The sequence below is a fragment of the Embleya sp. NBC_00896 genome, from assembly GCF_045207785.1.
GTDB lineage: Bacteria > Actinomycetota > Actinomycetes > Streptomycetales > Streptomycetaceae > Embleya.
The window spans coordinates 6827760-6846540 of the sequence record NZ_CP108776.1 but is presented as its reverse complement, the minus strand read 5'-3'; the positions used below and the strand labels follow the sequence as shown (position 1 = coordinate 6846540).

The following is an 18781-nucleotide window of genomic DNA, read 5'->3' as shown; positions in this document are numbered from 1 at the left end:
CCCATCAGCCCGTCCGGCGCTTGAGGACAACGCCACCAAGCCACCCATCAGCCCGACCGGCGCTTGAGGCCACCCACCCGCGCCGCAGGCCACAACGCACCGTGGGCCCACACCAAAAGATGTGGACCCACGCCGCGCAAACCAACAACCCTCAGGCGCCCCGCAACACCGCACCGGTACGCGAAGCCGCCACCGCGACCGCCCGATCCCGCGCGGCCGTCGCCTCCTCGACCGTCAACGTCCGGTCCTCGGCCCGGAACCGCAGCGCGTAGGCGAGCGACTTGCTCCCCTCCGCGACCTGCGAGCCCGTGTACACGTCGAACAACCGCACCGACTCGAGCAACTCGCCCGCACCCTCGACCAGCGCCGCCTGCACGTCCGCGGCCGGCACCGAGTCCGGCACCACCAGCGCGACGTCCTGCGTGGCGATCGGGTAGGCCGAGATGTGCCCGGCCTGCGCAAGCCGCTCACCGTCGAGGTCGGCGGTCAGCAGATCCAGGTCCAGCTCCATGGCGGCGACCCGCTCGGGCAGGTGCAGCGTCTTGAGCACCCGCGGATGCAGCTCGCCCGCGTGCCCCACGACCCGCTCGGTACCGTCCGGCGCCGTCACCACCAGCGCCGCGCAGCGCCCGGGGTGCCACGGCTCGTGCTGGTCCTGACGCACCGTCAACTCGACCCCGGCGGCGTCCGCGATCACGCGCGCGGCCTCGACCGCGTCCGCCCAGACCTCCGGCCGGCCCTTGCCCCACCAACCGGAGCGCTCGCGCTCCCCGGCCAGCACGACCGCGACCCGCTGCGGCTGCTCCGGCAACGCGGCGGCCAGCGCCGCCAGTTCGTCCTGGCTCGGCCGGCGGTCCACAGCGAGCCGCGGCGCGCGCGGCGCCGAGGCGTTCGGCCGAAAGACCACGCCCGACTCGAACAACGCGAGGTCGGTGGTGCCACGCCCGAGGTTGCGGCGCAGCGTCCCGAGCAGACCCGGCAGCAGCGTCGTGCGCAACTCCGGCTCCTCCTCGGAGATCGGGTTGACCAGGACGACGGTCCGCCGCCGCGCGTCCTCGGCCGGCAGGCCCAGGTCGTCGAACGCGCTCTGCCCCAGGAACGGGTAGTTGAGCACCTCGGTGTAGCCCGCGCCCGCGAGCGCGCGCCCCAGCCGACGCCTGCGCCGCTGGTCGGCGGTGAGCCCGCGACCGGCCGGCACCTGCGGCAGCGTGGCGGGCACCCGGTCGTAGCCCTCCAGCCGGATGACCTCTTCGGCGAGGTCGTTCGGGTCGGTCAGGTCCGGCCGCCACGTCGGCGGCACGACCGTCAGGTCGTCGCCGCCCGCCACCGAGCAGCCGACCTCCTGCAGCCGCTGCGCGACCGTCTCGCGGGTGTACGCGACGCCCGCGACCTTCGCCGCGTGGTCCGCCGAGATCGCGATCCGTACCACCTCGCGCGGCGCGTCCACCTCGGTCACGCCCGCCTCGGCCTGGGCCCGCTCGCCGCCGAGCGCCGCCAGCAGGTCGACGGCGCGCTGCGCCGCGGCCCGGGCCGCCTCGGGGTCCACGCCGCGCTCGAAGCGCCGCGACGCCTCGGACGAGAGCTTGTGCCGGCGCGCGGTGCGCGCGATGACCACGGGGTCGAAGTGCGCGGCCTCGATCACGATGTCGCCGGTCTCGGCGCCGATCTCGGTGCTGGCCCCGCCCATGACGCCCGCGAGGCCGATCGGCCCGCGGTCGTCGCAGATCAGCAGGTCCTCGGCGTCGAGCTTGCGCTCGGCGTCGTCGAGCGTGGTGAGCGTCTCGCCGTCCTGCGCGCGACGCACCACGATCGCGCCCTGCAGCCGCGCGCGGTCGTACGCGTGCAGCGGCTGGCCGAGTTCGAGCATCACGTAGTTGGTGACGTCCACGACCATCGAGATCGGGCGCATGCCGCCCATCTGCACCCGGCGCTGGAGCCACAGCGGGGACGGCGCCTCGGGGTCGATGCCGATCACGGTGCGGGCGACGAACCGGTCGCACCCGTCCGCGTCCTCGACGAGCACGGGGTAGCCGTAGGAGTTGGCGTCCGGCACATCGAGCAGCGCCGGGTCGCGCAGCGGCTGCCCGTACGCGATCGCGGCCTCGCGGGCGACGCCGCGGATCGACAGGCAGTAGCCCCGGTCCGGGGTCACCGCGATGTCGAGCACCTCGTCGATCAGCCCGAGCAGCTCGATCGCGTCGGCGCCGATCTGCGCCTCGATCGGCAGCACGATGATGCCGTCGTGGTCCTCGCCCATGCCCAGCTCGCGCGCGGAGCAGATCATGCCGCGCGAGACGTGGCCGTAGGTCTTGCGCTCGGCGATCTCGAAGTTCCCGGGCAGCACGCCGCCGGGCAGGATCACCACGACCTTGTCGCCGACCTCGAAGTTGCGCGCGCCACAGACGATCTCCTGCGGCTCACCGGTGCCGTTGGCGTCGGCGACGTCGACCTTGCAGAACCGGATCGGCTTCTTGAAGCCCTCCAGTTCCTCGATCTCGAGCACCTGACCGACCACGAGCGGACCCTTGAGGTCCGCGCCGAGCTGCTCGACCGTCTCGACCTCCAGACCCAGCGCGACGAGCCGGTCGGCGACGTCGCGCCCGGACTCGCCGGAGGGGAGGTCGACGTACTCCCGCAGCCAAGAAAGCGGGACCCGCATCAGATCTCCATCCCGAACGGAAGGGTGAAACGAACGTCACCCTCGACCATGTCTCGCATGTCCGCGACGTTGTGCCGGAACATCAGCGCACGCTCCACGCCCATGCCGAACGCGAAGCCGCTGTACACCTCGGGGTCGATGCCGCACGCGATCAGCACGCGCGGGTTGACCATGCCGCAGCCGCCCCACTCGATCCAGCCCTCGGACCGGCAGGTCCGGCACGGGTGCTCGGGGTCGCCGACGGAGGCGCCGCGGCACACGAAGCACTTGAGGTCGAGCTCGGCGGAGGGCTCGGTGAAGGGGAAGTACGACGGCCGCAGCCGGGTGACGATGCCCTCGCCGAACATGGCCTGCACGAAGTGGTCGAGCGTGCCCTTGAGGTCGGCCATCGTCAGGCCCTTGTCGATCGCCAGGCCCTCGATCTGCCCGAAGACCGGCGTGTGCGTCGCGTCCAGCTCGTCGGTGCGGTAGACGCGGCCCGGACACACGACGTAGATCGGCGGGGTCCGGGTCAGCATCGTGCGGATCTGCACGGGCGAGGTGTGCGTGCGCAGCACCACGCCGGAGTCCGCCGAGCCGTCCGCGGCGCGCACGAAGAAGGTGTCCTGCATGGTCCGCGCGGGGTGGTCCGGCAGGATGTTGAGCGCGTCGAAGTTGTACCACTCCGCCTCGACCTGCGGGCCTTCGGCGACCTCGTAGCCCATGGCCACGAAGAGGTCCTCCATGCGCTCCGACAGCGTGGTCAGCGGGTGCCGGGCACCGCGCGGGGCGCGGTCCCACGGCAGCGTGACGTCCACGGCCTCCTCGACGAGCACCCGTGCGTCGCGCTCGGCCTCGAGCTCGACCTGGCGCTGCTCCAGGGCCTTCCTCACGGCGCCGCGCGCCTGCCCGACGCGCTTGCCGGCCTCGGCCTTGGCCTGCGGCGGGAGCGCGCCGATCTCGCGGTTGGCGAGCGCGAGCGGCGAACGGTCGCCGGTGTGCGCGACCTTCGCCTCCTGCAGCTCGGCGAGGTCGCTCGCGGCGGCGATGGCCGCGAGGGCCGCGTCGCGTGCCCGCTCGACTTCCTCTGGTTTCAACGCCTCGACCTCGACCGGGTCGTACGACTTGTTCGGTGCCGACATCTGTGTCCAGTGCTCCTGTGGGGGGTCCGCCGGTGGTGGAGGCGGCAATGACGTCCTACGACGTCCGCGCTCCGAGTTTACTGACGCCCGATGGGCGTCGTGCCCAGGCCGGACCGCGACGACGTGGGTGGGGCGTCCTACATGAGGACGTCCGGCATCGCGGCCGGCAGGGTAAATCGAAATCGGGCTCCGCCGGCCTCGGCACGATCGACGCCGATGCTGCCGGCGTGGGCCTGGACCAGGCCCTTGACGATGTACAGGCCGAGCCCGGTGCCGCCGCGGCGGTTGCCGCGCCAGAAGCGGGTGAATACGCGATCGAGGAGTTCGTCCGGGATGCCCGGGCCCTCGTCGCTCACCGTGATCTCCGTCCCGTCCACGCCGGGCGCGGCCCCGATGGAGACCGCGCGCATCTCGATGGTGACGGTTCCGGCGCCGTGGCGCACCGCGTTTTCCAGCAGGTTGCCCAGGATCTGGTCGAGCTTGTCGGCGTCGAGCCACATGCTCGGCAGTCGTCCCTCGACCACGACCGCGAACCTGCGGTCGTGGTGCCCGGCGCAGTCGAGCGCGCGCACGTGCCGCCGGACCGCCTCCTCCATGTCCACGACCTGCCGGTGCAGTTGCAGCCGGCCCGCGTCGATCCGGGAGATGTCCAGGAGTTCGGTGATCAGCCGGGTGACCCGGTCGGCATCGGCGTCGACGGTCTCCAGCATCAGCCGTTTCTGCTCGTCGGTGAACCGCTCCCACTTCGCGAGCAGCGTCGCGGTGAAGCCCTTGACCGAGGTCAGCGGCGAGCGCAGTTCGTGCGCGACGGTGGCGATCAGGTCGGAGTGGCCGCGCTCGATCCGGCGCCGCGCGTCGGTGCAGCGCAGCGACACCACGAGGTTGGCGAGCGGGCTGCGCGGCCCGTCGACGCGCACGTAGGACGCCGTGACCAGGATCTCCCGGCCGCCCAGGAGCAGATTGCGCTCGGGCTGCCTGGTCCGGGTGCCGAGCCCGCCGTACGGATCGGTGCACACCCACCAGCGCCGGCCCTCGAGATCCTCGAACGGCAGCGCGTCGGAGATGTGTTTGCCGAGCGCGTCCTGGGGACGCGTCCCGGTGATCCGGGCGGCGGCGGTGTTGAACGTGACCACCGTGCCGCTCTCGTCCGCGACCACCAGGCCGTCGGGCAGCATGTCGGCGTCCATCGGCCCCCTTCCCGTTTCGGGCCCGAGGGAGTTCCGGGCCGGACACACTATCCCAAGGCGCTACGTGGCGTCCGGGTGCGGCGGACGCAACGGATTCGTTCCCCCACAGCCCGTGGTCAAGCCGGGTACGGCGGGGTCATCCGCCGGCTCGGGGCCCGGCGCCGAAGCGGCAGCCCCCGTGCCCGCGTTGCGCGCGGGCGGACGCATACAGACACACGGCGGCGGCGGTCGCCAGGTTCAAGCTCTCGGCCCGGCCGTGGATCGGTACCCGTACGACGGCGTCGGCCAAGGCCCGCGTCTCCTCGGGAAGTCCCCACGCCTCGTTGCCGAATATCCACGCGGTCGGCCCGGCGAGCCCGCCCGCGTCGAGTTCCCCGTCGAGGTCGGCCTCGCCCGCGCCGTCGGCGGCCAGGATGCGCAGTCCGGCGGCGCGCAGCGCGGCGACGGTGTCCTCGATCCGGGCGCCGGTGACGACGGGGAGGTGGAAGAGGCTGCCGACGGACGCGCGCACGGCCTTGGGGTTGTACGGGTCCACGGAGGCGTCGGTGAGCACGACCGCCTCGGCGCCCGCGGCGTCGGCCGCGCGCAGCACGGTGCCGGCGTTGCCGGGGTCGCGCACGTTCGCCAGCACCGCGACCAGGTCCGGCTTCGCGGCCATCGCGGTGTCCAGGGGCACGTCCACGAAGCGGCACAGCGCGACCACGCCCTGCGGCGTCACGGTCTGGCTGATCGCCGCGACGACCTCGTCGGTCGCGGTGAACACGGGCACCCGCGCGTCATGCGCGCCGGTGACGAGGTCGGGGTAGCGCTCGGCGACCTCGGGGGTGATGTACAGCTCGCGCAGGATGCCGGGCAGGGCCACGGCCTCGCGGACCGCCTGTGGCCCCTCGGCCAGGAACAGCCGCTCGCGTGCCCGGAAAGCACGTTTGGCGAGCCGCCGGGCCGCCGCCACTCGGGGGGATCGGGTGGACGTCAGCTCGGGGCTCGCCATCGCGTTACCGTTCTCTGCTCTCAGCCTGCAACGACGGAGGGAAGCTGCGACACATCAAAGAAGATGTGGGCCCATTCAGGCCGCGGCGTCTTCCTTCTTCGCGTTGACGTCGGCCGGGAGGGCCTTCTGCGCTACCTCGACGAGGGTGGCGAACGCCGGGGCGTCGTTGACCGCGAGCTCGGCGAGCATCTTGCGGTCGATCTCCACACCGGCGGCCTTGAGGCCCTGCACGAAGCGGTTGTAGGTCATTCCGTTCAGGCGGGCAGCGGCGTTGATGCGCTGGATCCACAGCTGACGGAAGTCCCCCTTCCGCTTCTTGCGGTCGTTGTAGTTGTAGACCATGGAGTGGGTGACCTGCTCCTTGGCCTTCCTGTACAGACGGGACCGCTGGCCGCGGTAGCCGGACGCCCGCTCGAGGATGACGCGACGCTTCTTGTGGGCGTTGACTGACCGCTTGACGCGTGCCACTTGATGAACTCCTTGATGTCAGACCGCGGTGTGTCGACCGCGGCCCGGGTAAGTCTGGGACCGTCGCCTGTCGCCGACCGGTGGGTTCTCGTCAGCCGGTGCGACGACTGCTGCCGACTACTTCTTCAGCAGCTTCTTGATCTTCTTGACGTCGGCCGGGGACACCTCGACGACACCGGCGAGACGCCGGGTCACGGTCGAGGGCTTGTGTTCGAGAAGGTGACGGCGACCCGCACGCTGACGCAGCACCTTGCCGGAGCCGGTGATACGGAAGCGCTTGCTGGCACCGCTGTGGGTCTTGTTCTTCGGCATGTCGCCGCAGTCTCCTCGTCGTGCCGTACCCGCCCGGTGGGGACCGGGCAGGCACAGGTGTGTTTTCAAATCGGGCGCGGGGCGACCCGTACGGGTCAGACCTGCTCGGCCTTCGGCTCCGCGTCGGTGACGGCGGGTGCCTCGGTTGCCGGAGCGGCCTCGGCCTCGACGGCTTCGGTCTCGGCGACCTCGGCCTTGGCTTCGGCAGCCGCCGGAACGCCCGTGTCGTGGTCCGTCTCGTCGGGGTGGTCGTCCCCGGCCTCGACGGCCACACGGCGCGCGTCCTTGCGGGCCGCCTGGGCCTCGCGAGCCTCGGCCATGGCCTCGGTCTTCTTCTTGTGCGGGCCGAGAACCATGATCATGTTGCGGCCGTCCTGCTTCGGGTTCGACTCGATGAACCCAAGCTCGTCGACGTCCGTCGCCAGGCGCTGCAGCAGTCGGTAGCCCAACTCGGGCCGGGACTGCTCGCGACCACGGAACATGATCGTGATCTTGACCTTGTCGCCCTGCTTCAGGAACCGCTCGACGTGACCCTTCTTGGTGTCATAGTCGTGCGGGTCGATCTTCGGCCGGAGCTTCATCTCCTTGATGACCGTGTGCGCCTGGTTCTTGCGCGCTTCACGGGCCTTCATGGCCGACTCGTACTTGAACTTGCCGTAGTCCATGAGCTTGCAGACCGGCGGCCGGGCGTTGGCCGCGACCTCGACGAGGTCGAGGTCGTACTCCTGGGCAAGTTCCATGGCCTTGGCCAGCGGGACGATTCCGACCTGCTCGCCGCCAGGACCAACGAGTCGCACCTCGGGGACGCGAATCCGGTCGTTGATGCGGGGCTCGGCGCTGATGGGGCCTCCTCATACCTGAAGCGACCGCGGGCGAAGCGGCCACATTTGTCTCGGTGTAACTTCCCCCCGAGCCAGGTCCCTCACGGAGCCATCCAGGCAACGCGAAAAAGCCTCGCACGGTTGCATGCGAGGCTCCACCACCGGTGACGCAGCCGCCCGAAGGACGGAAACGTGGAACGGACGCACACGAAGTGCGTCGCACCGGACCGGTACCCGTCGTCCGTAAGGTCGATCGGGTGGGAGACGGAGCCTCCGCTTGCAGGCCGGGCATGCAGATGCCCGGTCGGTCGATACACAACTCTACCACTGGCTCGAACCTCCCGAAGGGCCCCGTTGTTCCCCGATTCCGGGGCATACCCGAGACTGGGCACATGAGCGAGAGCGCCCCACTTACGTCAGCCGGTCCGTCCGACGATTTCGCTGGTCACCCCGACGATGTCGAGGTCATGACCCGGGACATCGCGGATGTGCCGGCCATCGAGGTCATCACCACCCTGTCCGTGCACCTGATGAGCGCCGCGGCGGTCAAGCTCGGTTTGGCCGAGGACGGCGAGGCGCACAAGGACCTGGACGAGGCCCGCAAGCTGATCACCGCCCTCGCCGGCCTGGTCACCGCCGCCGCGCCCGAGGTGGGCTCGTACCACGCGGGGCCGCTGCGCGACGGGCTCAAGACGCTTCAGTTGGCGTTCCGCGAGGCGTCCGCACTGCCCGACATGGAGGGGAAGGGCCCGGGCGAGAAGCTCACCGGGCCGGTCTACGGCTAGCCGTCCCCCACTCGGCCCAGGGCCGTCGTCCCGGACCGGGGCGGCGGCCCTCGCCTCGGCGCTCGGCTCGGCTCGGCACTCGGCCGCTCAGCGCGCGTACAGCGGTTCCGCGTCCAGGGCACTGCCCGGCGGGAGCATCGCGAGGTCGAGGCCGCGGTCGAGCCGGGCCCGGACCACGTCGTCCTCGGCGAGCCGGCCGACGATCCGGCGAGCCGCCTCGGTGACCTCGGTGGGGGACGCGGCCGCGACCAGGCTCAGGATCAGGTCGGTGCCGCCGCCTTCGGTCAGGTAGGCCGCGGACACCGCGCTCTCCTCGCGGACCGCGGCGCGCACGGCACCGGCGATCTCCGGGTCGCGATGCGGCGCCAGGTGCACGCGCCCCTCGGCCACCGCGCGCAGCAGGCTGCCGCTGAGCTCGTACGGCCGCGGGCCCGCCAGGTCCAGGAGCAGCGTGTCGGCGTCCTCCGCGTAGGCGGCGTGCGCGGCGCGGGCGGCCTCGACCGGGATCGGCCTGGCGTCGGCCCGCCAACGCGCGAGCGCCTCGACCGAGGTGAACGCGGGCAGCGCCCGCCGACCGTCCGGGCCCTGGATCGTCGGCACCGCCATGTCGCTGGACTTCTCCCGGCGCAGCTCCCCCGGGGCGACGTCCTCCTCCTCGGTCAGGATCGCCACGACCGGGACGAGCAGCCGGGCCTCGCACAGCGCGCGCGTGACCGCCTCGCCGTCGACCTCCGGCGCGGCCAGGGCCGCGGCCAACGCGGGGTGGGCGCTCCCGTCGTCGTCGGGGAAACCGGTGTCGGGAATGCTCTTGCCGCTGAAATCCACCCGTCGACTGTAGGCCACCCGGAGCGGGTCTTCGCCCCCGCCGGAGAGCGTCGCGGGACGGCGACCACTTGCCGACCCGCGACTCTCCTTCGACGGTCCGGCTCGCCCGTAACGGACCCGACCCGCGACGGTGCGATCGAACCGTCGTGCGCTCGGAAGGCGAGACGCCGGGCCGAGCCGGCCCGTCCTGGCCCGTGCTCGGACGGGTCGGGCTGTAGCCGGTCCGGTTCCCGAACCGGCTACAGCGTAGGAAGCCGCGGGATTTGCCGGCCGGGACTCCCACGGCCGTCACTCGTTCGAGTGACACCAAGTGCACTCGGGAGGGGACGTTCGGGGTGAATGCCGCGACCGCCCCACCCCGCGAGCCCACCCCGCGGAGCCCCAGCGCTCAGCCGAGGCCGAGCCGCCGGTAGCGAGCCGTCCGCGCGGCGACCCGCGCGGCGGGGTCCAAGGCGCGCAGCGCGGTGAGTTCGTGATCGAGCACGGCCGCGACCCGGCGGACGAACTCCTCGGGCTCCTCGGCCGCGTCCGGGTGCTCGGGCACCACGCGGTCCACGATGCCGTCCCGGTACAGGTCGGCCGACCGGATCCCCTGGCGCTCGGCGAGCTCGGCGGCGCGCCCGGTCGTGCGGTACAGGATCGCCGACGCGCCCTCGGGCGGCAGCGGCGAGAGCCAGCCGTGCTGCGCGCAGATCACCCGGTCGGCGGGCAGCAGCGCGAGCGCGCCGCCGCCGGAGCCCTGACCCAGCAGCAGGCACACGGTCGGCGCGGGCAGCAGCACCAACTCGGCCAGGCAGCGGGCGATCTCGCCGGCCAGACCGCCCTCCTCGGCCGCGCGCGAGAGCGCGGCGCCGGCGGTGTCCACGACGGTCACCAGCGGCAGGCCCAACTCGGCGGCCAGCCGCATCCCCCGCCGGGCCTGGCGCAGCCCGGCCGGGCCGAACGGGCCGTGCTCGCTCTGCCGGGTGCGGTCCTGGCCGAGCACCACACACGGCGCCCCGGCGCCGGCGCCCGCACCGAACCGGGCCAGCGCCAGGCGCAGCGCCGGCTCGCTCTCGCCCTCGCCGGTCCCGCGCAGCGGGTGACCGAGCGCGCGCCGTACCGCAGCAGCGCGCGCAGGCCGGGGCGGCGCGGGTCGCGCGAGCGCTCCACCGAGGTCCAGGCCGGCACCTCGGACACGGGTTCGACCTCGATCGCGGGCGGCGCGTGGCGGGGCGCGCTGCCGGGGTCCGGGTCCCGGACGGGGCTCAGCACGTCGAAGACCTTGATCGCGACCTCGCGCAGTTCCTCCGGCGGCACGACGGCGTCGATCAGGCCGTGCTCGTACAGGTTCTCGGCGACCTGCACGCCGGTGGGGAACGGGCGTTCGTGCAGCGCCTCGTACACGCGCGGGCCCAGGAAGCCGATCAGCGCGCCGGGCTGGGCGGCGGTGACGTGGCCGAGCGAACCCCAGGAGGCGAAGACGCCGCCGGTGGTGGGGTGGCGCAGGTAGACGAGGTAGGGCAGGCCCGCGGCGCGGTGCGCGGCGACGGCCGCGGAGATCTTGACCATCTGCAGGAACGCGATGGTGCCCTCCTGCATGCGGGTGCCGCCGGAGGTGGGCGACGCCACCAGCGGCAGGCCCTCGGCGGTGGCGCGCTCCACCGCACGAGTGAGCCGCTCGGCGCCCGCGACGCCGATCGAGCCGGCCAGGAAGTCGAACTCGCACGCGACGACCGCGACCCGGCGCGCGTGGATCCGCCCCTCCCCCGTCACCAGCGCCTCGTCCAGCCCGGTCCGCTCGCGCGCCGCCGCCAGCTCGGCCGCGTACGCCGGATCCGGCGCGGCGAGCACCGGCAAGGCGTCGTTCCAGACCACGAAACTACCGGGGTCCAGGACGCGTTCGATCAGGTCGAGCGCCCGCACTCGCTCGGGGTGACTCATGCGATCAAGCTAATGCACCGTCGGTGCCCCGGCCGGTTGTGACGGGCGAGTCCTACCGGTCGGTACGGCGATCTGGCAGGCTGCGGGGATGGTCCATCTCGCCGCCGCGCCTCCCGTGTCCCTCCCCGCCGGCTCCGACCGGTCCCGCTACGACCGGGCCACCGCGCGCCTGGACGCGCCCTTCGCGATCGTGGACATGGCGGCGTATCGGGCCAACGCGGCGGACCTGGTGCGCCGCGCGGCGGGCACCCCGGTGCGGGTGGCGAGCAAGTCGGTGCGCTGCCTGCCGCTGCTGCGCGAGGTGTTGGAACTGGACGGCTTCCGCGGCGTGATGGCGTTCACGCTGCCCGAGGCCCTGTGGCTGGCGAGCGAGGGCATCGAGGACATCCTGGTCGCCTACCCCTCGGTGGACCGGGACGCCTACGTCCGGCTCGCCTCGGACCCCGTGGCCGCGGCGCAGGTGACGATCATGGTGGACGACGAGGCGCAGTTGGACCTGATCGACCGCGCGCTCGCCCCGATTCCCGCCCGTACCGAGCTGCGGGTGTGCGTGGACATCGACACGTCGTGGCAGCTGCTCGGCGGCCGCGTGCACATCGGCGCGCACCGCTCGCCGCTGCGCACACCGGAGCAGGTCGCCGCGCTGGCCGAGGTGGTCACCCGGCGGCCGGGGTTCCGGCTGGTGGGGCTGATGGCGTACGAGGCGCACATCGCCGGGGTCGGCGACGCGCCCGAGGGCCGCGCGCTCTACGGCCGGGTGGTGCGCGCGATGCAGGCCCGGGCCGGTGCCGAACTGGCCCGCCGGCGGGCGGACATCGTCCGCGCGGTGCGGGCGATCGCCCCGCTGGAGTTCGTCAACGGCGGCGGCACCGGGAGCGTCGAGCGCACCGCGGCGGAGTCCTCGATCACCGAGGTCGCGGCGGGCTCCGGGCTGTTCCAACCACGCCTGTTCGACCACTACACGGCGTTCGAGGGGCGGCCCGCCGCGCTGTTCGCGCTGCCGGTCGTGCGCCGCCCCGGGCACGGCTGCGTGACGGTGCTCGGCGGCGGCTACCCCGCGTCGGGCGTACCGGCCAAGGACCGGCTGCCCCAGCCGTACCTGCCGCGCGGGTTGTCGTACGCACCGCAGGAGGCGGCGGGCGAGGTGCAGACCCCGCTGCGCGGCGCGGCGGCGGACGATCTGCGGATCGGCGACTCGGTGTGGTTCCGGCACGCGAAGGCGGGCGAACTGTGCGAACGCTTCGACGCGTTGCACCTCGTGGAGGAGGACCGGATCGTGCGCACGGTGCCCACGTATCGGGGCCAGGGCCACACGTTCCTGTGATCGGGCCGGGCTCGCGGGCGCGTGAGCGGCCCTCCGCCGGCGGTACCGACCGGCGCTTACCCGGACAAGACCCACCCGTTCGGCCCACCGCGCAAAAAACGACCCGTTGAGGGGCTGTCCGGCACCGCCGCGCATGGCCCACAATGCCCTTGCCGGCGCCGTATCGGCGCGGCGGTTCGTCCGGCCGGTGGAAGGTCGCAGCCATGATCGCGCGCTTGGGCACGCTCGGGCAGGAACACCCCGTCACGGGGGTGACGATCTGGCGCGGTTGTGCCGTCGTACACCTGGCCGGCGAGCTGGACCTGCACAACGCCCCGCTGCTGCACCGGACGTTGATCGAGTTGATCGACGGCGGCTGCCGGCGGGTGGTGGTGGACGCCACGGGGTTGAACTTCTGCGACTCGGTGGGCCTGGGCGTACTGATAGACGCGTTCAAGTCGATGCACGCGTTCTCCGGCGAACTGCGCCTGGCTGCCCCGGACCGCAACGTGCGCGCGACGCTGCGGATGACCGGCCTGATCGACGTGCTCGGCGTGCGCGACACCCTCCAGGAAGTGCTGGACGAGTTCGCGGACTGAGCGCCGCCCGGGGGATCTTCGGGGTCTCGGCGCGCGGGCTCCGGGTTCGATGTCGCCGCGCCGTCGGACCCGTGCGGCATGATCGGACGGGTGACTGAACGTCTGATGCTCCTCGACACCGCGTCCCTGTACTTCCGTGCCTACTTCGGCGTCCCGGAATCGGTCAAGGCTCCCGACGGCACGCCGGTCAACGCCGTGCGCGGCCTGGTCGACTTCATCACCCGCCTGGTCGAGGACCGGCGCCCGACCCGCCTCGTCGCGTGCATGGACGCCGACTGGCGGCCGCAGTTCCGGGTCGACGCGATCCCCTCCTACAAGGCGCACCGGGTCGCCGAGGCGGCCGGACCGGACGAGGAGGAGATCCCGGACACGCTCGCCCCGCAGGTCCCGGTGATCGAACAGGTCCTGGACGCGCTGGGGATCCCGCGCGTGGGCGTGGCCGGGTACGAGGCCGACGACGTGATCGCGACGATGGCCACGCTCGCCGCGATGCCGGTGGACATCGTCACCGGCGACCGCGACCTGTTCCAGCTCGTCGACGACGAGCACGCGATCCGGGTGCTCTACACGGTCAAGGGCGTGGCCGCGCACGAGGTGATCGACGAGGCCGCCGTGCTCGCCCGGTACGGCGTGCCCGCGTCGGCCTACGCGGACTTCGCGACGCTGCGCGGCGACGCGAGCGACGGGCTGCCGGGGGTCAAGGGCATCGGGGACAAGACCGCGGCGCAGCTGATCGGCGCGTACGGCGACCTCGTGGCCGTGCGGCGGGCCGCGGCGGATCCGGCCGCGAAGCTCACGCCGGCGCGGCGGGCGGCGATCGTCGCGGCGGCCGACTACCTCGACGTGGCCCCCGGCGTCGTGCGGGTGGTGCGCGATGTGCCGCTGCCGCCGCGGGAGGGGTGGGACCGGGCGCTGCCCACCGCGCCGCACGATCCGGCGGCGCTGGACGCGCTGCGGCAGCGGTGGGGGCTCACCGGTCCCGTGAACCGGTTGCTCGACGTTCTCACCCCTCGTCGGTGATGCCCGGAATCTCCACCCGGGAGCGCCCGCCGGCCACTCGAAAGGGTCGCTCCCGAACGCGCCGGGCGCACGATCGACGATGTGACCCAGGTCACATTGGAAAGTTCCACGGAATCTGTCACGTTCGGCTCGGACCCCCGTCTCTCCGGGCATGCGCACCGAGTGTGACACCACGACCACCAACCAACCCGACCGTGACCGGCTGCGGGGCGAGTGGCAGCGCGTGACCCTCCGGGCCGGTTGGCCCGTCCGGGTCGCGTGGCACAGCGACGCCGTCGAGCAGTGCGTGGACGCGCTCGTCCGCGACGGGCAGGTGCTCTCGGCGTGCCTGGCCCTGGCCAAGGACCGGGCCGCCGCCGAGATCCCGCTGGACGTGGCCCTCGCGGAGTTGGACGCGCTGTTCCTGTGCGGCCCGGCACACAGCGCGCCCGGTCCGCTCGTCCAGGCCTATCTGGGCACCCGCGCGCGGGCCAACCCGCCGGGCACCCTGCCGCTCGGCACCGACCCGATCACCGAACTGCCCTCGGCCGCGATCCTGCAACAGCGACTGGTCCAGCGAACCGGCAACGGTGAGCACGTCCGGATCGTGGTGGTGCGCCTGGAGGTGCCGGAGTCCCTGCTGTGGGGGCACCTGCGCCATCTGCTGCTGACCGCCCGGCACATGGAACGCGCCTTGGGCGACCTCGCCTACGCGGTGCCGCCCGGTCGGCTGCCGGCGCTCCTGGACGGCGACGACCCCGAACTGCCGGACCGCCTCGACCGGTTGTGCCGGGCCCCCGTGGACCCGCTGAACGGCCCCGGCGGCGCTCCCGGAGGCGCGCCACGCGTGCCTCGGTCGAGCGTGCGTTTGGCCACCGCGCCGGGCACGGCGGGCCGGTAGCACCCCCATGAACCACCTCTTCGCACTGTCGTTCGTCACCCGAATGACGCAGCGTCACGCCCGCCGCGGGCCCACCGACGGAACGGGCGCGAACAGGTCGGCCTCGCGCCTGTTCCGCACGACCAGCGCCGGCGTGCACTCCGGGTGCCCTGATGAAGGCCACCGCTTCTGGACAGACCGTGCCCGGATGGTCACGATGCTGTCCGGACGATCGAGTACGGCACGGGCACAAGGGGGCAATCGGTGGCACGCGAGGACGACGCGGCGACCTCGGACCCCACAGGCGGCGACGAAAGCGGCGGCGGCGCCGAGGCGAACGGGCCCGGCGCACGTCCGCCTCTCCCTCCCGGATCGCGCAGCCATCCCGACCCGCACAGCCTTCCCGGACCACGCAGCCTTCCCGACCCACGCGGCCTTCCCGACCCGCACACCGCTCCCGGATCACACGGCGTTCCCGTCCAACGCTTCGTGCCGGGACAGCGCGGCGTGCATCACCCGCGCGTGTACGACGCCGACCTCGGGCCCGAGCCGACCGCAGCCGAATCGGCCGAGCCCGGGCCGGCCGACCCCGCAACGCCCCACGCCGTCGCGGCCGGCCCGCGCCATGCCCACGCACCACGCGAGTACACCGGGGCCGACCGCTCCGGACCGGACCGCCCCCGCCTGGACCGCCCGGGGCCGGACCGCCCCGGAGCGGAGCGCCCCGGATCGGATGCCGACACCGAACCGCCGCCGGTCCTGGACGGCCCCCCGGACGGCGAGTTGGCCGACCGGGTCCGGGCCGGCGACGGCGACGCCTACGGCCTGCTCTACGAGCGGCACGTGCACTCCGTCCGGCGCTTCGCCCGCACCTGCACCCGCACCCCCGAGGCCGCCGACGACCTGTGTGCCGAGGCGTTCGCGCGCACGCTCCAGGCGCTGCGCTCGGGCCAGGGGCCCAGGGAGGCGTTCCGGGCCTACCTGCTCACCACCGTGCGGCACGTGGCGGGCGACTGGACCAGGAGCGACCGCCGCGAATGGCTCACCGAGGACTTCACCGTCTTCGAGTCCGCGTGGGAGAAACAGGACCGCGTCGTGAGGGCCGACGACGCGCGGCTCGCGCTCCAGGCGTTCCAGGACCTCCCCGAGCGGTCCAGGGTCGTGCTGTGGCACGTGGACATCGAGGGCGAACAGGCCGTCCAGGTCGCCCCGTTGGTGGGCGAGAACCCCGACAACGTCCGCAAGATCCTGGAACGGGCCCGCCAGGAGCTGCGCGACAACTACTTCGTGGCGTTCGCGACCGGCGGCGTCAAGGACGAGAACTGCAAGAAGTTCACCCGCCACTACGGCCGGCACATCCGCAACCGGATGGACTCCGAGAAGCGCCGCGAGCGCATCGACGCGCACCTGAGGAAGTGCAGCAGGTGCAACGACACGTACGCCGAGATGGTCGACGTCCGCGACCGGTACGGGCCGATCGCGCTCGCACTGATCGGGATCACCGCGCCGATCTTCCTCGGCGGCACGGCCGCTGCCGCCGATACCGCCGCGGCGGCCACGGCGGTGGCCGGCGGGATGGGCCTCGCGGTGGGCGCGGCCGGCGGTGGCGGCGTCGCGAGCGGCGTGGCCGCGGGCGCCGCGGCGGCCGGCGGCGCGGCGGCCGGCGGCGCGGCGGCCGGCGGCGCGGCGGCCGGCGGCGCGGCGGCGGGCGCGGGCGTCGGCTCGGCCACGCCGGGCGCCCAGGGCGCGAGCCAGGCGGGCCGGACGGCCGGCCGCTCGTCGCTGATCGCGGGCGGCGTGGTGGTCGCCGTGGCGGTGGCCGCGTTCGCGCTGGTGGACACCGACAAGCCCAAACCCAAGCGGCAGGCGCCGCCCGTCGCGGCCTCCGCGCCCGCCCCGCTGCCGCCCGAACCGCCCCCGGCCGAACCGCCCAAGGCCGAGACGCGGACCCCCCAGCCCCCGTCGCCCAAGCCCTCCGAGGCCAAACCGCCCCCACCGACCCGGGCGCCGCTCGCGAACCGGCCCTCGGCGTCCCGTCACGCGCCCCGCCCCACGAAGTACTCGCCCAAGCCCACCCCGACCAAGACCAGGCCGACCCCGCCCGGCGCGACCCTGGTGGCCGACAACAAGGAGTTCCGGGCCGACGACGACAAAGTCGGCTTCCGGTGCGACAACGGCGACGGCAAGTGGTGCGAGAACCCCACGATCACCGTCCCCGAGGCCCTGGCCACCCCACTGATGCCGACCGGTTCGACGGCCCGCTGCACGGAGATCAAGGGCAAGAACGGCTCGCACTACACGCTGTGCCGACGCTGAGCGAAGCACACCGCCCGGCACGCACCACGCGGCACGCACCACACGGAACGCGCCGAGCCGAGCGCACCGGGCCAAGCGCGCTACCCGACGGCCGTGCCCGCCCACGGGGCTGCGACCTCCAACTGCCCCGCGAGCCGCAGCAGCGTGGCCTCGTCGCCGTAGCGGCCCGCGAACTGCACGCCCAGCGGCAGCCCGTCCGCGGTCCGCCCCAGCGGCACGGACATCGCCGGCTGCCCGGTGACGTTGAACAGGCTGGTGAACGCGGCCATCCCGCGCATCCCCCGCAGCGCGCCGACCGGGTCGCGATTGGGATCGAGTTCGCCCAGCACCGGCGGCACCACCGCCATGGTCGGCGTCAGCAGCACGTCGTAGCGCGCGGTCAACCGGGCCACCGCCCGCCCGATCGCGTGCATCGTGTCGATCGCGGCGAGGTAGCGCGCGAGCGGCAGCCTGCGGCCCTTGTCCACGATCATCGCGGTGGCCGCGTCGAGATCGCCGGGGGCGAGGTCGCGGCCCAGCTCGGCCAGCCGCAGGTCCACGATGCGCGCGATGTGCGCGGCGCTGATCGGCGCGATCACCTCGCCGGGCCGGGTCACCGCGTCCGGCCACTCGACCGGATCGACGTCGTGCCCGAGCGCCACGCACAGCGCGGCGGCCTCCTCCGCGGCCCGCACACACTCGGCGTCGACCACGAGGTCGGCGTCCACCGGCGACAGGTTCAGCCCGATCCGCAGCCGCCCGGGATCCGCGCCGACCTCCGCCGCGTACGGGCCCGCGGGCGCCGGGGCGTAGTAGGGATCGCCCGGCTCCGGGGTGCCGGTGACGTCGAGCAGCGTCGCGCTGTCGCGGACCGTCCGGGTGACCGCGTGCGCGGCGGCGAGCCCCGCCCACGACTCGCCGTGATCGGGCCCGGAGGTGACCCGGCCCCGACTGGGCTTGAGACCGAACACCCCGCAGCACGCGGCCGGGATCCGGATCGAGCCGCCGCCGTCGGTGGCGTGTGCGACCGGCACCATCCCGGCCGCGACCGCCGCGGCGGACCCGCCGCTGGAGCCGCCCGCGCTGCGGTCCGGATGCCAGGGGTTGCGCGCGGGGCCCCACAGGCCCGGCTCGGTGCTGGTGCCCAGGCCGAACTCGGGCGTGTTCGTCTTGCCCACGATCAGCACCCCCGCCGCGCGCAGCCGGGTCACCAGCGTGCTGTCGCGCGTGGCCACCTTGTCCGCGAACAGCCGCGACCCGTTGCTCGTGGCCATCCCGGCCACGTCGCACTCGAGGTCCTTGATCAGATACGGCACACCGGCCAGCACCCCGGGCAACAGCCCCTCGACGGCGGCCCGGGCCTGCTCCTCGCAGGTGGCCACCACGGCGCCGAGCGCGGGCTCGCGATGCTTGATCGCCTCGAACGCGGCATCGAGCACCTGATCCGCCGTCACCTCCCCGCGGGCGATCAGCCCCGCGAGTCCGGTGGCGTCATAGGACTGATACTCGTCTATCCGCACGGCACGACCTCCAGCGCTGGTGAAACACCTACGCCCAGCACCGTACGCGAGTCGACCGACGCCCCATCGGCCCCATCGGTCCCATCCCCCGGG

The 18781-nt window shown here is 73.4% G+C and carries 17 protein-coding genes; 6 read left to right on the top strand and 11 right to left on the bottom strand.

The window, feature by feature from the left end; genetic code table 11:
- Positions 1-151: 151 nt before the first annotated feature.
- The 7 genes from pheT to infC all read right to left on the bottom strand — a co-directional run bounded on the left by pheT (position 152) and on the right by infC (position 7580).
- Entirely contained in the window at positions 152-2659 is a 2508-nt protein-coding gene (gene pheT, locus OG928_RS30570) for a phenylalanine--tRNA ligase subunit beta (protein ID WP_406289721.1), read from the bottom strand.
- Positions 2659-3780 (bottom strand): phenylalanine--tRNA ligase subunit alpha, encoded by a 1122-nt coding sequence (gene pheS, locus OG928_RS30565; protein ID WP_406289718.1) that lies wholly within the window; start codon positions 3778-3780, stop codon positions 2659-2661. The genes pheT and pheS overlap by 1 nt, the downstream gene beginning before the upstream one ends.
- A gap of 137 nt (positions 3781-3917) precedes the next feature.
- On the bottom strand, positions 3918-4967 hold the full coding sequence (locus OG928_RS30560) for an ATP-binding protein (protein ID WP_406289716.1): 1050 nt from the start codon (positions 4965-4967) through the stop codon (positions 3918-3920).
- A gap of 136 nt (positions 4968-5103) precedes the next feature.
- Complete coding sequence (locus OG928_RS30555) at positions 5104-5958, bottom strand: TrmH family RNA methyltransferase (RefSeq protein WP_406289714.1); 855 nt, start codon at positions 5956-5958, stop codon at positions 5104-5106.
- Between the two features lie 75 nt (positions 5959-6033).
- A complete protein-coding gene (gene rplT / locus OG928_RS30550; RefSeq protein ID WP_406289712.1) occupies positions 6034-6426 on the bottom strand; it encodes a 50S ribosomal protein L20 in 393 nt (130 codons plus the stop codon).
- A 117-nt stretch (positions 6427-6543) separates the two neighbouring features.
- Positions 6544-6738 (bottom strand): 50S ribosomal protein L35, encoded by a 195-nt coding sequence (gene rpmI, locus OG928_RS30545; RefSeq protein WP_406289709.1) that lies wholly within the window; start codon positions 6736-6738, stop codon positions 6544-6546.
- A gap of 95 nt (positions 6739-6833) precedes the next feature.
- Complete coding sequence (gene infC, locus OG928_RS30540; RefSeq protein WP_406291306.1) at positions 6834-7580, bottom strand: translation initiation factor IF-3; 747 nt, start codon at positions 7578-7580, stop codon at positions 6834-6836.
- A 371-nt stretch (positions 7581-7951) separates the two neighbouring features.
- Here infC and OG928_RS30535 point away from each other — a divergent pair, with 371 nt between their 5' ends.
- A complete protein-coding gene (locus OG928_RS30535) occupies positions 7952-8344 on the top strand; it encodes a DUF1844 domain-containing protein (RefSeq protein WP_406289707.1) in 393 nt (130 codons plus the stop codon).
- A gap of 87 nt (positions 8345-8431) precedes the next feature.
- On the opposite strand, the gene OG928_RS30530 is transcribed toward OG928_RS30535, so the two are convergent.
- From OG928_RS30530 to OG928_RS30520, 3 genes are all read right to left on the bottom strand, one after another.
- Positions 8432-9169: an SseB family protein gene (locus tag OG928_RS30530; RefSeq protein ID WP_406289704.1), complete on the bottom strand. Its 738-nt coding sequence runs from the start codon at positions 9167-9169 to the stop codon at positions 8432-8434.
- Between the two features lie 388 nt (positions 9170-9557).
- Positions 9558-10154 carry a carboxyl transferase domain-containing protein gene (locus OG928_RS30525; RefSeq protein ID WP_406291304.1) on the bottom strand — a complete coding sequence of 199 codons (597 nt, stop codon included), beginning with the start codon at positions 10152-10154 and terminating at the stop codon, positions 9558-9560.
- Complete coding sequence (locus tag OG928_RS30520; RefSeq protein WP_406289702.1) at positions 10040-11092, bottom strand: carboxyl transferase domain-containing protein; 1053 nt, start codon at positions 11090-11092, stop codon at positions 10040-10042. The genes OG928_RS30525 and OG928_RS30520 overlap by 115 nt, the downstream gene beginning before the upstream one ends.
- 88 nt (positions 11093-11180) lie before the next feature.
- Between OG928_RS30520 and OG928_RS30515 the strand changes: the two genes are divergently transcribed.
- The 5 genes from OG928_RS30515 (at position 11181) to OG928_RS30495 (ending at position 17189) form a co-directional block, all read left to right on the top strand.
- Entirely contained in the window at positions 11181-12416 is a 1236-nt protein-coding gene (locus OG928_RS30515) for an amino acid deaminase/aldolase (protein ID WP_406289701.1), read from the top strand.
- 203 nt (positions 12417-12619) lie between these two features.
- Entirely contained in the window at positions 12620-12994 is a 375-nt protein-coding gene (locus OG928_RS30510) for an STAS domain-containing protein (RefSeq protein ID WP_020552020.1), read from the top strand.
- Between the two features lie 78 nt (positions 12995-13072).
- Complete coding sequence (locus OG928_RS30505) at positions 13073-14014, top strand: 5'-3' exonuclease H3TH domain-containing protein (protein WP_406289697.1); 942 nt, start codon at positions 13073-13075, stop codon at positions 14012-14014.
- Between the two features lie 151 nt (positions 14015-14165).
- A complete protein-coding gene (locus OG928_RS30500) occupies positions 14166-14894 on the top strand; it encodes a hypothetical protein (RefSeq protein WP_406289694.1) in 729 nt (242 codons plus the stop codon).
- Between the two features lie 501 nt (positions 14895-15395).
- Complete coding sequence (locus OG928_RS30495) at positions 15396-17189, top strand: sigma-70 family RNA polymerase sigma factor (RefSeq protein ID WP_406289692.1); 1794 nt, start codon at positions 15396-15398, stop codon at positions 17187-17189.
- A gap of 80 nt (positions 17190-17269) precedes the next feature.
- Here the strand turns inward: OG928_RS30495 and OG928_RS30490 are convergent, their stop codons facing one another.
- Positions 17270-18688 (bottom strand): amidase, encoded by a 1419-nt coding sequence (locus tag OG928_RS30490; RefSeq protein WP_406289689.1) that lies wholly within the window; start codon positions 18686-18688, stop codon positions 17270-17272.
- Positions 18689-18781 lie beyond the last annotated feature (93 nt).

Excerpts from the sequence above, each read along its gene's own strand:
- OG928_RS30520 (WP_406289702.1), bottom strand. The coding sequence starts at position 11,092 with ATGAGTCACCCCGAGCGAGTGCGGGCGCTCGACCTGATCGAACGCGTC.
- OG928_RS30500 (WP_406289694.1), top strand. The coding sequence starts at position 14,166 with ATGCGCACCGAGTGTGACACCACGACCACCAACCAACCCGACCGTGAC.
- OG928_RS30515 (WP_406289701.1), top strand. The coding sequence starts at position 11,181 with ATGGTCCATCTCGCCGCCGCGCCTCCCGTGTCCCTCCCCGCCGGCTCC.
- OG928_RS30505 (WP_406289697.1), top strand. The coding sequence starts at position 13,073 with ATGATCGGACGGGTGACTGAACGTCTGATGCTCCTCGACACCGCGTCC.
- pheT (WP_406289721.1), bottom strand. The coding sequence starts at position 2,659 with ATGCGGGTCCCGCTTTCTTGGCTGCGGGAGTACGTCGACCTCCCCTCC.
- pheS (WP_406289718.1), bottom strand. The coding sequence starts at position 3,780 with ATGTCGGCACCGAACAAGTCGTACGACCCGGTCGAGGTCGAGGCGTTG.
- rpmI (WP_406289709.1), bottom strand. The coding sequence starts at position 6,738 with ATGCCGAAGAACAAGACCCACAGCGGTGCCAGCAAGCGCTTCCGTATC.
- OG928_RS30510 (WP_020552020.1), top strand. The coding sequence starts at position 12,620 with ATGATCGCGCGCTTGGGCACGCTCGGGCAGGAACACCCCGTCACGGGG.
- OG928_RS30560 (WP_406289716.1), bottom strand. The coding sequence starts at position 4,967 with ATGGACGCCGACATGCTGCCCGACGGCCTGGTGGTCGCGGACGAGAGC.
- OG928_RS30555 (WP_406289714.1), bottom strand. The coding sequence starts at position 5,958 with ATGGCGAGCCCCGAGCTGACGTCCACCCGATCCCCCCGAGTGGCGGCG.
- OG928_RS30535 (WP_406289707.1), top strand. The coding sequence starts at position 7,952 with ATGAGCGAGAGCGCCCCACTTACGTCAGCCGGTCCGTCCGACGATTTC.